Source organism: Streptosporangium sp. NPDC048886 (assembly GCF_055586905.1).
In genome coordinates, this window is the sequence record NZ_JBVJHH010000026.1 from 17,874 (window position 1) to 34,101 (window position 16,228).

Annotated in this window: 11 protein-coding genes; 4 read left to right on the top strand and 7 right to left on the bottom strand. The window is 66.9% G+C overall.

Annotation, left to right across the window (positions count from 1 at the left end; all coding sequences use genetic code 11):
• Window positions 1-109 precede the first annotated feature (109 nt).
• The 3 genes from drmC to drmA are packed head-to-tail and all read right to left on the bottom strand — an operon-like array spanning window position 110 to window position 6,584.
• Window positions 110-874 (bottom strand): DISARM system phospholipase D-like protein DrmC, encoded by a 765-nt coding sequence (gene drmC / locus ACZ6R6_RS29370; RefSeq protein ID WP_470098677.1) that lies wholly within the window; start codon window positions 872-874, stop codon window positions 110-112.
• The gene (gene drmB, locus ACZ6R6_RS29375) at window positions 871-2,739 is read right to left on the bottom strand and encodes a DrmB family protein (protein ID WP_470098679.1); all 1,869 of its coding nucleotides are present in this window, start codon (window positions 2,737-2,739) and stop codon (window positions 871-873) included. Before drmB ends, drmC begins: the two co-directional genes overlap by 4 nt.
• 29 nt (window positions 2,740-2,768) lie before the next feature.
• On the bottom strand, window positions 2,769-6,584 hold the full coding sequence (drmA, locus tag ACZ6R6_RS29380; protein ID WP_470098681.1) for a DISARM system helicase DrmA: 3,816 nt from the start codon (window positions 6,582-6,584) through the stop codon (window positions 2,769-2,771).
• Window positions 6,585-7,164: 580 nt separating this feature from the next.
• On the opposite strand from drmA, the gene ACZ6R6_RS29385 reads away from it, so the two are divergent.
• Window positions 7,165-7,908 carry a CBS domain-containing protein gene (locus ACZ6R6_RS29385; protein WP_470098683.1) on the top strand — a complete coding sequence of 248 codons (744 nt, stop codon included), beginning with the start codon at window positions 7,165-7,167 and terminating at the stop codon, window positions 7,906-7,908.
• 178 nt (window positions 7,909-8,086) lie between these two features.
• Window positions 8,087-9,991: a DNA/RNA helicase domain-containing protein gene (locus tag ACZ6R6_RS29390; protein ID WP_470098685.1), complete on the top strand. Its 1,905-nt coding sequence runs from the start codon at window positions 8,087-8,089 to the stop codon at window positions 9,989-9,991.
• Window positions 9,992-9,996: 5 nt separating this feature from the next.
• Here the strand turns inward: ACZ6R6_RS29390 and ACZ6R6_RS29395 are convergent, their stop codons facing one another.
• Window positions 9,997-10,605 (bottom strand): hypothetical protein, encoded by a 609-nt coding sequence (locus ACZ6R6_RS29395; RefSeq protein WP_470098687.1) that lies wholly within the window; start codon window positions 10,603-10,605, stop codon window positions 9,997-9,999.
• 142 nt (window positions 10,606-10,747) lie between these two features.
• Window positions 10,748-11,668 (bottom strand): DNA-processing protein DprA, encoded by a 921-nt coding sequence (locus ACZ6R6_RS29400; RefSeq protein WP_470098689.1) that lies wholly within the window; start codon window positions 11,666-11,668, stop codon window positions 10,748-10,750.
• Window positions 11,669-12,135: 467 nt separating this feature from the next.
• On the opposite strand from ACZ6R6_RS29400, the gene ACZ6R6_RS29405 reads away from it, so the two are divergent.
• Window positions 12,136-14,175 carry a hypothetical protein gene (locus ACZ6R6_RS29405; protein ID WP_470098690.1) on the top strand — a complete coding sequence of 680 codons (2,040 nt, stop codon included), beginning with the start codon at window positions 12,136-12,138 and terminating at the stop codon, window positions 14,173-14,175.
• Between the two features lies 1 nt (window position 14,176).
• On the opposite strand, the gene ACZ6R6_RS29410 is transcribed toward ACZ6R6_RS29405, so the two are convergent.
• Window positions 14,177-14,587 carry a hypothetical protein gene (locus ACZ6R6_RS29410; RefSeq protein ID WP_470098692.1) on the bottom strand — a complete coding sequence of 137 codons (411 nt, stop codon included), beginning with the start codon at window positions 14,585-14,587 and terminating at the stop codon, window positions 14,177-14,179.
• Between the two features lie 123 nt (window positions 14,588-14,710).
• On the opposite strand from ACZ6R6_RS29410, the gene ACZ6R6_RS29415 reads away from it, so the two are divergent.
• Entirely contained in the window at window positions 14,711-15,001 is a 291-nt protein-coding gene (locus tag ACZ6R6_RS29415; RefSeq protein WP_470098694.1) for a hypothetical protein, read from the top strand.
• 81 nt (window positions 15,002-15,082) lie between these two features.
• On the opposite strand, the gene ACZ6R6_RS29420 is transcribed toward ACZ6R6_RS29415, so the two are convergent.
• A complete protein-coding gene (locus ACZ6R6_RS29420; RefSeq protein WP_470098696.1) occupies window positions 15,083-16,111 on the bottom strand; it encodes an endonuclease/exonuclease/phosphatase family protein in 1,029 nt (342 codons plus the stop codon).
• Window positions 16,112-16,228 lie beyond the last annotated feature (117 nt).

Sequence of the window (16,228 nt, forward strand, 5' to 3'; positions counted from 1 at the left end):
TTTCCGGGGAAAACGTACGTGTTCACAAGACGGACCGCAGGCCCCCTCAGGAGCCCCACGATTTCATCCGCCATTCCCGTGGCACCGTCGCACATCGCTTTCCGCCAGCTCATCGGAGCCGTTCCAGTACACCCTTGGAACGCAGTTCGGCGATGTGCTCGGCCGCGCGCAGGGGGGCCGTGCCGCCGCGCACGAGCAGACCCGCCTCGATGTTCCTGGCGACTCCGGACTGGGTGAGGTTGGCACTCGAAACGAGCAGGGTCCGCCGGTCGGCGACGGCGAGTTTGGCGTGCATCTTCGCCCCCTTCTCGGCCCGTCTGGCGACCGGCCAGTGCCACAGTTCGACTCCGGCGACCGACGCGAACGCCGCCGCAGGTTCCGCACCGCCCAGCGCGGAACCCGCGCCCTGCAACGTCTCGACGACGGCCATCACCGACACTCCCCGCTTCACCGCCGAGTTCAGGGCATCGAGCAAGGGGGCGTACGGCGTCGCCGAGTAGGTCATGAGGAGAAGTTCGTACGACGCTTCCTTCACGACATCCACCAGGACCTGTGCGGTGGCCCGGACCGGTACGGGATGCGTACTGGGCCCGCTCCACACCGAGTCGACCCGGATCGCGCCCGCGTGCTGCGCGTGCCCGTCGGCTACGCCCCGCAGGTAGGCCGCAGCCTCGCGGTCCGGTATCCCCTCGTCTTCCTGCGCCGCCAGTACGGCCTCCGCCACCTCGGCGAATCCGGGGGCCGGAACCGACGAGGGAATCGCCGAGCGCGGCCACCCCTCCGCGATCCGTCCGGCCAGCGTGCGGAGGCGCGCGGGTCCGAGCCGGGCTGCGGCCTCCGCCACCGTCTGCCCGAAACGCGGGTCAGGCGTCACGGGATCTCGGGATAGAGGGCCAGGCTGGGACCGTCGATGGGGACGACGAATCTCCGATCCAGGAAGCGGTTGCCCCGCTCACAGGTCGTCTCCGAGACGAAGAGGCAGACGTGGCAGGCGGCGCCGTGCAGGAAGTCCTCGGGTCCGCGGGGCAGCCGCTCCGCGCACAGCGGATCGGAGGAGCAGCGCCGGGCGTCCGACAGCGCACGGCGCGTCAGCCGTACAAGCTCGTCGGGTTCGGCAAGTGACACCAAGCCGCCCAGAGTGCCCTCAGCGTCGGGAACGGCGGTGTAGATCAGGACCCCGCTGCGCGGGTCGTCCTCGGTGCCCGCGTAGATCCGCTCGGACAGGCTCGCCGAACTGTAGCCGCACTCCAGCGCGATCGCGCGGATCAGCAGGTGGGACAGGGTGTGCAGGGCGTAGTAGCGCGGATCCGGCCAGCCCCGGTATCTGTCGAATCCCGCGGGGAGCCGGTCGGAGTAGCGGTGCTCGCGGAACCGGCCGTATGCCTCGCGGTGCTCCGCGATGACCGAGGATCCACGCACTCGCTTCTCCCACGCGGCCAGCAGATCCTCAGGCACCCTCAGGAAGACGCCCTCTCCGCGCACCTCGCTCGCCGGCACCCAGGCGGCCTTCGACCGGGCGAGCGGCGCCCGGATCACCAGGTCGGGGTCCTCGAAGTCGGGGGCGTCCAGCCGGGTGAAACCGATCATCGCGCGGACCTCGCGCAGGCGCTCCGCCTGGACGACGTCCGCGTAGTAGCCCTTCAGCAGGTTGGGCACGCCGTCCGGATGCCGGTAGAGGGTGAAGTCGTCGCTCGGCTCCGGGAGCGTGGGACCGGAAAAGACCTGCCACTCGGGCGTGAGCAGGTCGGTCTGGCCCTGTGCTTCGGTGCTCGCGGCCTCCAGCTTGCCGCGATGGCGTTCGATGGCCGCCCAGACCTCCTCGTCGTCGGGCCACTTCGCGAGGGCCTCATCGATATGGGGGAAGGAGCGCATGATCAGCATGTTGTTCGGTCCGGCGACGTGCTGAAGGTTTCCCCAGAACTGCTCGACCTTGGCGTCCAGCTCATCCGCCCCCGCCTTGGGCACGGCGAGCGCGGAGAGGGTCTGCGCGAACCACTGGTTGGAGGCGCCCACGACCAGGATGTGCGGCTGCTGCTCGCAGCCGTTCTCGGCGAACGTGCCGAGGTGCGGGTGGCGCCCCCGGCAGCGCGGCAGCTGGGCCCTGCCGCGCCGCCCCATGGCCTCGCGGATGTTGCGGTCGGCGTGGCAGCGCTGGCAGACGATCCGCACGTTGGCACCGATGTTTCCACCGAAGTCCTGCATCAGCAGATTGGGTTTGGCCACCTTGGAGCACGCCTCACCCCGGTGCACGAACTCCAGGTAGGGGAAGTCGTCCAGGTGCCCCGCCGTACAGGCCAGGACGAAGCGGGCTCCGACCACGAGGCGCTGCTTGTTGCCGCGCCCGCACTCGTGGAAGAACTTGGCCTCGTGCGGCTTGCGCGGCTTGTCGTTCCTGAAGCCGAACGCCTGCGTGTCGATCGGCGCCAGCAGGTTGCAGGCGGTGCACCGCATCCAGCTCGGGAACGGCGTGACTGGCACCCCGACCCGGGACGCGTCCCCGTTCGGGTTGGTGTCGATTCCCGGGAGCCAGGGCGCGGGTTTGAGATCCTTGACCGTCTTGCCGAGAATCGCCTGGACAGCGGAGAGCAGCCGAGGCTCGGTGATGACCTGCGGGGTGTCACCGAGGTTGTCGTGGCGCCAGTCATCCAGACCCCTGATCAGCACCGAGAAGTTAGGCAGGTCGACGATGGAGCCGACGCCCGAGGTGAACATCAGGTGGCTGGGGCGTACCGCGCCCACCCGGCGACGGTATGGTGCGGTGTTCGCCATCACTTGCCCTTCCCATCCAGCGTGGATACGCCCATTTCGTCCCCCTCGGGGACCTCCACACCCGCGACGTCGTCGACCGGCGGCTGGAACCCCCACGACGGGGCCCCGTACGGCGGGGCGAAGATGTCTCCGCCACCCGGCAGCAACAGGTTGATCTCGTTCTCCGTCTCGCGCATCGAGTTGCCGACCGTCAGGTCGCCCCACTGACCGTTGCCGGCGCGGTCCAGCAGGCCGACCACGATCTCCTGCTTGGTACTTTTGCGCTGCTCGTAGCCGAGCCGCGCCGCGCCGCTCTTGGCCTGCTCCCACCGGTCGGTCACGACCTTGATCCGTTCCGCAAGATAGTCCCGGGCGCGCGTGTCGCCCGCCGCCTCGGCGCGGGCGAGGAGCCGTTCGACGATCCGGCCGACGACCTCGCCGGACAGCGGTACGTCTTCGGCATCGCGGTTGCGCGAGTGGGACTCCTCGGCGTTGCGCACCGCGGCGACGAACGTCGCCGCGGTGCCACGGTCCAGCGCCCGGCGGGTGTAGGGCGTGACCGACAGGGCCTCGACCTGGCGGTAGAACGTGGCGTGGTAGTGCTCGAAGTCCTCGTAGTGCGCCAGGTCACGAGGGCGCGACCAGTTGTAGAGCGTGATCACGAGACCGGGGCGCTCGGCGTCACGACCGACGCGGGAGGACGCCTGGATGTACTCCGCGGTGTTCTTCGGCTGTCCGGTGACCACCATGAGCCCGAACCGGGAGACGTCGACGCCGACCTGCAGCATGGAGGTGGCGAGCACGGCGTCCACCGGCTGGCGCAGGGGACCGCGACGGTAGTGGCGGTCGGCGAGCGGGTGGGCGTTCCTACGCTTCTCTTTGTTCTTCTCCTTCATGACGTCGGCCATCTCGGCGCGTATCCCGGCCCGGCGGCCCGAGGTGTCCGTCTCCTGGTCGAAGCCGATCTCCAGCTGCTTGAGCACCTCGCTGATGTCGCCCGAGGAGATGCGGGAGGTCAGCTCCACCACGGTGAGCAGGTCGGTCCGGGCGGCGAGCCGGTCGGACAGGCCCTTACGCTTGCCATGGATCCGGATCCGTGTGGTCACATCGTCGTCCAGGTAGCGGCGCATACCGGCGAGCTCGCGGGTGGCGTTGAAGTAGCCGACGACGGTCATGTAGGGGTCGGCGGGCTCACCGTGCCGGTCGAACATCGTCTGCCCGGCCAGGAACAGGATCTCGGCGAGCCTGATCTCGGCGGACTTGAGCCGTACCCCGTGCGCGCACACGCCGAGGTAGCGGCGGCCGGGGGTCTCCGGAGTGACTGGCACCTGCCGGGAGAAGAACGTGTCGGTGACGTCGATGACCTGCGGCGGGAACACCGCGAGCCCTCGTCCGAAGATACCGAGCACCTGACGGTCGGCCCGCTTGGTGGTCGCGGTGGAGGCGATGATCTTCGGTCCGGTCAGTCGGCCCGGCGCGGGGCTCCACGTGCAGAGCTCGTCCACGGCCGCCTCGAACAGGCCGACCGTGGTGCCGAGCGCACCGGAGATCAGGTGCAGCTCGTCCTGAATGATCAGGTCCGGCGGCCGGAGCCGGACGACCGGGCGGCTGACGACCTTGGGCAGTCTGCCCTTGGCGTTGTGCCTGCCGCCGCAGCCGATCTGCTCGTCCATGTCGGCATGGCGGTAACCGTGCCGAGGACAGCACTGGCTGACCCGGCCGAACAGGTGGCCGGCGAACCCGCGCCAAGGGAGCTGGGCCAGCTTGTCCACGGTGGCGATGACGAGGCTCGGCACCAGCCGGTAGATCTCCTCGTCAACGGTGAGGATCGGCAGGCCGTCCCTGCGGGCGGCGATCTCCTCGGGGTCGCCCAGGCGGGAGGTGAGCATGCGGTCCTCCCCGAGCCGCGAGAACGGGCAGGGGTCGGGGTCGCCCTCCCTGCCCCGACCGCAGTAGAGCAGCACCCGCCTGCGGTCCTCGTCGATGTGGAGGCTCCGGTCGCCGGTCAGCTTCTCCCCGCACCACGGGCAGGTGAGCGTCTGCAGGACGTTGGTCTTACGGCTCTCCGGGGCCTGCCTGGCCTCGTCGATCTGGTCGGACGCCTCGGTGAACCAGTTCGGGGAGACCGACCCGCCGACCCACAGGCCGATGCGGAACGGCTCCTCCCCCCACGTCACCGGGTCCTCACGACGCTGCACCTCGGCCGCGCAGACCAGGGCGGCGGCGCGCTGGAACTGCTGCGCGGTGAGCAGCCGCAGGGTGTAGCGCATCAGCACCGACACCCCGGCCCAGCCATCACGGGCACCGGCCCCTGAGCCGACCATGCCCTGGAGCCGACGGATCGCGAACGTGTAGGCGGTGAGGCCGAGGTATGCCTCGGTCTTGCCGCCGCCGGTGGGGAAGAACAGCAGGTCGACGGTTGCCGAGTCGTCGGCTGCCCGCTCAGCGTGTTCGGGGTCGGTGAGCGACGGCAGGTTGAGCAGCACGAAGGCGAGCTGGAAGGGCCGCCACGACGCGGCCTTCACGCCCTGCTCCGTGACCTCGGCCATGGCCTGCGTGTAGCTCAGGCCCAGTTCGTCGCGGAGCTTTCCGACGGCGGTACGGCGACGCTGCGACGCCATCGCCGTACTGGCGAACCGGAACGCGGCCAGCGCCTGCGTGTGGCGTTCCCGCTCCGGATCGGTGAGCAGGTCGACGCCGTCGCGGATGCGGTCCGCGGCCTGCCTCGCCCTGAACACGGCGACCTCGGCGGCCTCGCGGAGCGGCTCGGGCAGCTCGGGGATCCGGCTCTCCTGCTCCTGCAGCCAGGCGGCGTATCCGTCGGCGAGCGGGCGTAGTCCGGCCGCGAGCTCCTCGGGCGAGGCGGTGGCCAGGGCGTCCATGGACAGCTCGACTCCGGCCAACGCCGTACCCTCGCCGACCGGAGCGACGGTGGCGGGCACGTCGTAGGCGGGCAGCCAGGTGGTGTGCAGTTCCTGGGCGCGCCGCTCCCCGTCGGGGACCTTGGCATGCACGGCGACGTTGCGGCCGGAGGCGTAACGGCGCTCGTCCCGGTAGAGCAGCCGCAGATGCCGCTCCTCCAGATCGTCGCCGACGGCCTCCAGGTCGTCCAGCGGGTCGTCGATCGGCAGGAAGACGCAGGCGGTGGAGTCGGTAGCGGTCACGGTCAGCTCGACCTGGAACAGCCACGCGGTGTCGGCGGCGCGCTCCGGCTCGATCTGCTGGTTGACCAACGTCAGCTCGACCACCCGCCGCCCGTCCGGCTGCGGCCGTACGGCTGCCGCCAGCAGGACCCCGGGGTCTTCGGCACGTTCCATCGTGAGCGGGATCCGCCGGGAGGTCTCACCGTCGAGCTTGATCTCCTTGGCGTGGTCGATCTGCTGCCGCGACCAGGTCGAGACGGTCCGCTCCCTGCCCTTGGCGTCCTCGACCACGGTCTCGGCCTTGGCGTAACGGCCCCAGGATGCGGTGACGGCGAGCGCGTCGACGTCGCCGGGCACCGCGAACGACAGTCCCATGGACGATGCCCAGATCCGGCCGAGGTTCTGCGGGGTGAGCACCTCTGGCAGCTCGGCCTCGCTGCCGTCGCCCTCGACCCCGATCTCGGTCTCCGGCATCTCCCCGGCGTCGTCCTTGGAGGACCGGCGTGAAGGTTTCGGACCGAGCATTCCGACGAGGTAGCGCTCGCGCGGCCCCGCCGCCCTGGGCGGGAGCTCCTCGGTGTCACCGTCCCACGGGCCGAGCAGGTCACGCCTGACCAGCTGCTCGAACGCGCCGCGCACCTGGAAGGACGTGGCGGGCTCGAAGTCCTGTGGAATATCCAGACCAGGAAGCATCTCTTCCTTTTCGGTCAGCTTACGAGGATTTTCGGCCGTGAAGTCAAGTCCTTGCTGCCTGTCCCCTAAGTCCGGAAACAGGTCTTCCTGGTCATTTATCACGCCCGCCGACACCTCTCAAGAGCCCACGCCTTGGCCGTTCATTAGATCAGACTTAGCCAGACTTTCGACATAGCTCTAAATGCAAAAACAGACAGAAATGGCGACAGTAGGCAAGCAGGGACACTTCACACCGAAAATTCCCAACGCCCATCCCATCGGTGATCCAGCACCGATCAAGCCCCTCAGACCGTTTAGAAAGAGCCGCCGCCTGGCAGTCCGAGATTCAGGAGCAGACAAGGCAGACAAGATGGGGTCCGGAAGCTCCTCCTGGTTGGCGTCGCTTGCGGACTTGATCGAGGCACATGATCACTCACGGAGAGTTGGCATCACGCCTGGACATTCGATGGTCGCAGGAGTGCACAGATACCTCTCGCAAATGTCGTAGGTGATCGCTACGGTGTCCCCTAACAGATACGGCCGTCGGGCTCCCGCCACTCAGGTGGTCTAGGGCAGCCCCCCAAACCCGTAGAGGTAACCCATGCTGCCTGTGAACGGCGGGCGCGGCATTACGCTGCGTATCGAGCACCTGCCCACATCCCGTCTGCAGAAACTCGTCAGCGTCGCCCCGGGCGATACGCTCAAGCGCGCCAAGACTCTCTTCGCACGGCACAAGTACAGGCAGCTTCCCGTGCTGGCCGATCCTTCGACCCTGGTCGGCGCTGTCACCCTGGAGACCGTCCTGTCTGTGGACATGGCGGGCCGCCTGCCAAGCCTGGCCGATGTCACTCGACCGGCCACAGTCATAGCGATCGACGAAGAAGTGAGGAAGGTATTTCCTCCCAACAGTTCATACCGCTTCGTCATCGTCCGCGATAGAACCGGCTTGATCAGCAGTATCGTCACCCTGTCCGATGTCAACGCCTTCTACCGGAAGCTCAGTAGGCCCTACCTCCTGCTCAAGGAGATCGAGCTCCGGCTCCGCGAGGTTCTGGATCACATCTGTCCTTCGGTCGATGAGCTGCGAAACGCCACCGGTAAGCAGAAGGTCCGGACCGCACACGAGCTGACTCTGTACGAGACCGAGCAGGCCCTCTGCCGTGACGACTGCTGGGCAAAAATCGGTTGGCACCTTGATAAGGAAGTTTTCGCGGGAGAGCTCAAGAGCGTCCGGAACATTCGAAACAAATTCTCACATCACACCGACGAGGTCTCGGAGACCGAGACCGACCAGCTCGCTGGGTTCCTCGATTGGATAGAGGAACTGGCTCCCGAGTGCCGTTGAAGGCTGGCACACGAAGCGCCGCGGAACAGCGCCCTGTGGGTCATCGGGTTTGCCCATCGGGCGAGTGCCGTAGCTGCTCGTGGTGTGTAGCCTCATCTTCAGCCGGGAGGGTGCTGTCTCTGGCGGACGTGTATCGGGCGCCCGCCGAAGTCGGCACCCGACCGTAGGAGCGTTCAGTATGTCCAACCACAGTTCGGCCGCAGTCCGCTGTTCGGCGCGGGAGCTCGCTGCGCTGGCTTCAGCGGGCCGTCTCACGATCGGCGACCTCATCGCAGCCAATCTCAAGGCTGTTGAAGCGATGCAGCCGTCGTCCGGCGCCATCAGATCATGGAACGGCGGCCTGCCGATCCTCGCCCGTGACCTGGTCGAGGCGGGGCTCGGCGATGTGGAGATGCTGATCGAGTTCCAACTGCCGCTCACCAGTAAGCGGGCCGACGTCGTCCTCTCGGGAGTCGACCGGCGCACCGGCGAGGACGCTTACGTCGTCGTCGAGCTCAAGCAGTGGCTCCAGGCCAAGTTGTACGAGGACGACCCCGACCTCGTCTTGGTCGCTATGAAAAGCGGCCGGCCTGCGCTGCACCCGATGCTTCAGGTCCGTGGCTACTGCGAATACCTGGTCGACTTCATCGGCGCGTCCCAAAGCCACCACGATACGGTTCACGGCGTCGTTTACCTGCACGATGCCGATGACCCGGATATCAACGACCTGTACGGCCCCACTCAAGACGAGCGGATTCACCTGTTCAGCAAGACACGGCGTGGTGCCTTCATCGACTACCTCCGAGAGCGGTTCGCCCCCCAGCCGGGTGCCGAAGCGGCCGACCGGCTGCTGAACAGCTCCGTCCGCCCCTCCAAGCAGCTCATGAAACTCGCCGCCGAGGAAATCAAGAACCGTGAGCAGTTCGTCCTCCTGGAGGAACAGCGACTGGCCTACGAGATCATCTTGAACGCCGTGAACAGGGCCATGGATGAGGCCCGCACGACGGATTTTAAGGAAGTCGTCATCGTCACCGGCGGCCCGGGAAGCGGCAAGAGCGCCATCGCGCTGTCCCTGCTGGGTGAGCTGTCACGGCAGGGACGGACCGTCATTCACGCTACGGGCTCCCGCTCGTTCACCGAGACGCTGCGCCGAGTCCCGGGCAAGGGCTCAACCAAGGTGAAGCACCTCTTCAAGTACTTCAACAACTTTATGCAGGCCGCGCAGAACGGCCTCGACGTGCTCATCTGCGACGAGGCCCACCGGATCCGCGAGACCTCACAGAACCGCTACACCCCGGCCCGCCTACGCGGCGACCGCCGCCAGATCGACGAGCTGATCGACGCCGCACGGGTGCCCGTCTTCTTCCTGGACGAGCACCAGGTCGTGCGGCCCGGCGAGATGGGCACCGTGGCCGAGATCAGAGACCATGCGCTGGCCCGTGGCTTCCGCGTCCACGAGATCTCGCTCGACGGGCAGTTCCGCTATGGCGGTAGCCGCGCCTACGACGAGTGGGTGCTGCGGCTTCTCGGCCTCGACGGCGGCTCTCCTGAGCCGTGGAAGGGCGACGACCACTTCACCGTGTCGCTGGCCAAATCACCCCACGAACTCGAAGCGCTTCTACAGACCAAACAGGGTGAAGGTTACTCGGCGCGCATGACGGCCGGCTTCTGCTGGCCATGGAGCGACCCCGGTAAGGACGACACCCTCGTCCACGACGTCCGGATCGGTGACTGGTCCCGCCCCTGGAGCGTCAAAGGTGACCGGACCGTCGGTGACGCCCCGGCAAGTGCTCTATGGGCGGCTCAAGAGGGTGGTTTTGGGCAGGTGGGTTCTATTTACACCGCTCAGGGCTTCGAGTACGACTGGAACGGCGTCATCATTGGCCCGGATCTGATCTACCGGGGCGACAGGCTGGTCACCGTACGCTCCGGCAGCAAGGATCCAGCGCTGACGAGGTCGGCCACTGACGAGCAGGCCGACCGGCTGATCCGCAACACCTACAAGGTGCTGCTCACCCGTGGCCTGGTGGGCACCGTCGTTTACTCGGTCGACCCGGCGACGCAGGAGTTCCTGGCGAGGCTTCTTCCTGCTGCACCGGAGTGACGCGTTCAACCGCCGCCCTCAACTTCAAGGTGAACGGCGCACCGGTCTGATCGGAAGGGCCTGTCCTTCACTGCCCGCATGATCGGTTTCCAGCCTTCCCATTCCGGGTTCACATGGCGTCCGAGCACCACGGCGGCGACTCTGCCGGCGCCCGCCAGCTTGAGCGCGTGCGACACCGACTGGACACGCGACCCGGTCGTCCAGGTGTCGTCGAGTAGGAGAACGCGAGCATCTTTGAGATCCCCGTCGATCACTCGGAACCGGTCGACACGAAATTCCCGCACCTCAGATGGAATATCCGGATTTGCGGATAATTCAATCCACGGGAATCCCAGCCGGTTCCCGATCAGCACTCGCAGAGGATGTTCGCCTGACCGATTCTTGGTGCTGGGCACGACCGCCGCATGGCTCCACTCGTCAATGTGGGCCGCTCGGGCGACGCAACCGAGATGCTCCCGGACAAAGAGCAGGAGGAGGCTGAGGAGGTCGGTCTGGCTTTCCCGCGAGGGGAACCACGCCTTGTAGGCGGCGAGGTTGTGCGCGTGCTGGGCACGCTTCACCGCATAGGAGATGGGGACCACGACGTCGGCGCCCCACGGCTGTGCCAGCTTCACATGCTGGTCACATGGGTGACACCGGCTCCAGCCGGGGTTCACAGGCCCTCGGCATACATAACAGACGGAAGGCGAGGGATCGAGGGGGTTGTGAAGATAAGGGGCCTGCTGAGCGACTCGCGTACGAACGAAATGCCAGGGATCAGCGGGTTGCGACAAGGTAGGCGGTCTCCGGAAGCACGTCAGGGCCAGTATGCAGATCCGAGATCAATTGCTCCACCACCGAGAGTAGCTCGTCAAGACCGGAAACCACATGCACTCCGGGCTTTTCCGCATATTCTCGCGCCCAGTCGTGCTTCAGAAGCTGATCGGGCATCACGACGGAGCGGCCATGCTCAAGAGCCAGTCGGGCCTGAATGCGCGCGCCGCTCTTCCAGGGTGCCTCCACCACCACCGTCGCCGCCGTATATCCGCTCATCACCGCGTTACGCATCGGGAAGCTCTGCTTACTGGGCGAGGCATCCGGCCAGAACTGGCTGATCACCGCACCTTCGTGAGCTATCTGCTGCTGCAACGCGCGGTTCTCGCTCGGATAGAAACGGTTAATGCCCGTCCCGATGACGGCCACGGTCCGGCCGCCCGCTTCGAGCGCCGCCCTGTGTGCGGCGGTGTCGATGCCCTTGGCCAGGCCGCTGACCACGGTCACCTTGTGCAAGGCCAGCTCTCTCGCCACCGCGGAAGCGATCTGGAGACCCTGCTCACTCGCCTGCCGGGTGCCCACAACAGCGATCGCGCGCCGATCCTCGGTGAGAGCACCTCGCGAGAACAGCAGCGGGGGCATCTGGTGAATGCTGCGAAGCTGGCTGGGATAGTCGTCGTCGAAACAGGCGTGAACGCCGATGCCCGCTGCCTCCCAGGTGGCCAGCGCTTCAGTGGCCTGTGCGATGGCGGACACTACGGGATCCGTCTCGGGGAACAACGTGTCCTGAAGCCGAAGCTCCCGCTCCAGCACAGCCTCCGCACTGCCCGTTTCGAGCACGCTGAGCGCGATGTCCTGCCATTTGGCTCCAGGACGCTGCAGTAACGCCACAAGTGAGGCACGTTCACGCAGTTCCTGGAGCATACTTCCGATGCTACCGGGCCACAGGAGCCCCACCCAGGGACTTGACGCATCAGACCCAAAAGTCGAACTGTTCGAAGCAGTGAGGGTCCAGCTCACCCCTTGGGAGCATCGGCGGAGCCGCCCGTGCGTGCTACGCGGCTTTCCTCCCGGCATCGGCATCGACAGTCGCGGGGAGGGCACCTCTTCGGCCATGGCGAACGTCGGCACGAGGCCGCCGGGATCCCCGGAATCGCGGACAGGGAAGAGACGTTCGACGCCCGAGGTCCTGGCCCCACAGGACGCGGCCTGCCGCACGCTGGGCACCGGTCACTCTCGGTGCACAATGACGGGCTTCACCGACGGAAGGCGTCAGGGCCGGGAAATCATCCAGCAATGCCGGACAGATTCTCATTATTCAGTCCTTAATATGCCCATTCAGAAGCTAGGGTGAAATAACTAAAAATGGGGCGAGGGGAATGGTGGAGCCGATGCCGTCGGGAACGGGGCCTCTGTCGCCGGACTTCACCGGGATCGACCCCAACCTGATGCAGGGCTTCGTCACCGCGCTGGAACGGGGCCGCGACGTGATCGGCGAGCAGTCCGAGCGGATCCGACAGTTGCTCGCCACAGCGCAGGTGCCGGCGGCGGGAGTGCAGCCGATCAAGGAGATCGAGAGTTGGATCGGCGACGAACTCCCGAGACTGCGCGAACGCCTGCAGACGATCAACCAGGACCTCCCCATGCTGGAAGGGTTGCTCGGCCTGCCGGGGCAGGTCGCGGGGCGGGCCGGCGGACGGGTCCGGGAGCCGGTCGAGTGGGGGCTGCTGCCCTACGACGAGAAGACGGGGAAATCCCCGGCGGGCAGCGCCAGAGAAGGCACCGAACTCGCCTTTGAACTCAGCCGCCTTCCCGCCTCCCCCCTCGGCCTGCCCAGCGCTGCCTACAACCGGATCCTCGACAAGCTCGCCCATGGGCAGAAGGACGCCTACCTCACCGCCGGGTTCTTCCGGATCCTCGGCCCCAAGGGCATGCTCGACATGATCCGCCGCCTGGAGAGGTACGACAGGAAGGCGGCCGCCAAGCATCGGCAGGCCATCGGCAACGCCCTGGGCACGGCGCTCGGCGGGCAGCCGGGCCTTCTCGGCTCGGTGTGGAAGGCGGGCAACCTCAAGAAGGCCTCGGACGACGAACTGGCATCCCTGCTCCAGTACGGAACGTTCCCCGCCGCGTGGCTCACCGAGATGGTGCGGAGCAAGGTAGGAAAGCCGGTCGGCGATGCCGACGGCACCCGCCCCCGGCGCTGGAAGACCGACCTCGTCCCGTTCATGCCCGCCCTGGCGAACAACCCCGAGGTGGCCAGGGGCCTGTTCAACGCCATATCGCGCGAAGACCTCAGAGACCTGTTCACCGAGCTGAACCGCACGGAGACCCCGCTGCCCTTCAAGCGCCCTCCGGGCATGGACTTCGACGTCAGCGCGGAGTTCGGCCGGATGCTCGCCGCCGGGGGCGGAACCTACGAGAAGGGCCCGCACAGCCCGGAGGCCGCGAAGTTCGCCTTCAACGTCATGACCATCATGGGAGACCTCAGAGACACCAACGGCACCGAGGACACCCCAGGCACACCGATGGAGGTCGCGCCAGGAGCCAGGATCTTCATGTCGACGCTGGCCGGCGCCTATGCCGCTGAGATCACCGAGGGCGCCGACATCGGCGACGCCAACATGACCGATGCGAGCACGCTGAAGCCCTTCACCTCGGCCTTCGGCACGACGTCGGCGTTCAGCCTCAGTCCGAAGGACACTTTCCGCTTCCTGAAGACCTTCGCCGACTCCGACAAGAACCTCGCCCCGTTCGACCGGGCAATGGGCCACTTCTCCCAGGAACTCATCGCCGACGCCTCGGCGACGGCCCGGCGCACCGGGGACGTCAAGCGTCTGGACCAGGTGTTCACCGCTCTGGGCAACGTGCGCGGCTTCGAGCGGGCCGCCGTCGAGAAGGTCCAGGGCAACCTGGACATGATCGACAAACAGCAAAAGGACGTGGTGAACTTCACTCGCGACACCGCCATCGCGCTGACGAGCATATTCGCCGCGCCGACCCTGGCGTACGACTTCGCCTGGTTCGCGCTGAGCACCACCCTCTCCGCCGACGGCGCCTTCGGCGACGAGGACGAGACCCGGGTGGACCGGGCCGACAAGAAGGACAGCATCGAAACCCTCAGCCGCCAGCACACCTACGCGCAGATCCTCATGGCCAACGGTTTCCCCCCGAAGGTGACGCCCGCCGAGTGGCAGGCCGCCTGCCCACCCGGCGTGGCCATCGCCGACACCAAGGGCAACCTCAAACCGTTCTCCGAGTTGATCAAACAGGGGAACAAAGGACTTGAAGCCTTCGAGAAGTGGACGGCGGCCAATGGGATGGGCAGCAACAAAGATCTATCCGTAGGAAAACTGTCCGATGATATGGCCAACGCGTTCGAGAGTCGTAACAAACGTGGTCGAGAGCGCGGCTTGGCCTTCGACACCTAGATCACGAGGTTGGAAGACACTCAGTCTCACCCCTGACCCCGTACTGCCCGTTGGCTGGCGACTCCAGGATGATCACCGTCTTGTATTTGTCATTGGCAAGCCGAATAGGTCCTCTCCCGGGGTCTTCTGCGATCCGGTAAGCAGCAACTCGGGAGAGTGTTCCCAACAGAAGGTCGTTAAGCATGTCTGGCCCGCGCTGTGATGCGGCTTCCCTAGCAGTGGCCGCAAAGGTCCGCTTGGCCCTGCCTTCACCACAGGGAATATCACGTCCACCCGAATCAGTAATTTGGACATCCAAAGCATGGCGCTCCTCCATCAACTCGGTGATGTGCGCCTTGAGAATTTCACCCGCCTCCGCCGCCGTAGGGCCACCGTCACCGCATCCGGACACCACCGCCAGCAACACAACCATGCATACCATGACGCCGCGCCGTACAGGACATGCCATGAATTCCTCCAGGGCTGGCCGGTGTGCCGTAGATCCAATAATGTCCAATGAAACCGCCGTTGTATCGGCATCCGCAGAGGGAGATATATGAATCCTCGTCCGGAGGACCTGGTGCCCAACCCGCGGCGGCAGGCGTTGGAACAGACCTTGGCGGAGGTCAGGGCGCGGGTCGCCATCCTGGAGGCGGCGCTCGACCCCGCCCACGGCCAGTTCACCGGCCAGCCCGTCTGGGTGGGCCCGACCGCCCGGCGGTTCGCCGAAGACCTCAGCGCCCGCCGCGTACGGCTGCGCCAGGCGGCCAGAAACCTCCTCGACGCACTCGAGGACGAGCTCCGATCAGTCCCCGCGAAGGTCCCGCCCTCCGCCGCACGACCCTGACCCATCAGAAAGGGTGGACATGGCATTCGAGGGCCGGAAGTGGACCAACAAGCCTGGCGAGTGAGCTGCGGTGGGAGAGGGTCAGCGACGCGGTAGGACCAGTTCGGCGGAGACGGCCCGGTGGTCGGTCTCCGGAAGCCGGTGCACGCCGAATGAGCGGACGCCCACGCGCCGGTCGGCCAGGATGTGGTCGATCGTCACGGTGGGGATGTCGAAGCCGTTGAACTGCCGCGACCGGAACGGCCACGTGGCCGTGAGACCGTCGCCCGTCGCGTCGGCGGCGTCCTGGTAGCCCGCGCCCAGCAGGTCGCGGATCCGGGCGTGGTCAAGGGTGGCGTTGAAGTCCCCCGCCAGCACCTGTACGGCATCGCCAGGGCGGGGCAGCGCCGCCAGGCCGTCCGCCCAGCACGGGAACCCCGTCTCGTCACTCGGGGCACAGGGATGCACGGACACGATGCTGACGGGTCCCGCCCCCGGCACCTCCACAGTGGCCACCATCTGGCCGAAGCCGTACTCGATGGCCTGCCCCGGCGTGATCGCGTACCGGGCGTAGACACCTGACCCGCGTGGCCCCTCCAGCGCCAGTTCCGCCTTGTACGGCAGGAGCGTCACCAGCCCCGCCTTCTGGAGTCCCTCCGCGGCCGATGGCGTCAGCTCCTGGAGGGCGAGGACATCGGGGCGGAGCCTCCGCACAAGATCGACGAGAACCGACGGAGGGACCGCCCCGACCTCCAGGTTGGAGGAGAGGATCCGTAACGCCGGGCCCGAGGGCATCCGGCCACCGTCCGGCAGCGCACGCGGGACGACGCACGCCGCCAGCGTCGCGGTCACCACCAGGCTCGCGGCCAACGCGGCCCACCGCCTCGACACCAGCGCGACGAGCGGGGCGACAGCCGAGGCGAGGGCCACATAGGGCGTGAACGCCACAAGCTGCACCCATCGGAAGTGCACGTCGGCAGGGATCAGCCGGAGCCCCGCCCACACCGCGAACGGCGACACCACCAGCCAGGCGAGCACGCTCACCCAGCGCCGCCTCCGGCCCTGCGGGGCGACGGCCGGCTCGGCACTCGCCGGCGAGGTCGTCACCCTGGTGATCTCCTCGTCATGCATGATCCAATCTTGCTGTACGGATGACGGCCGCGGCGGCCGATCGGACAGCCCACGACGCCGTCCGGGGCGAAAGCCATATAGCCACGGTATGAGCGACGCAGCACGCCTTCTGAAGAC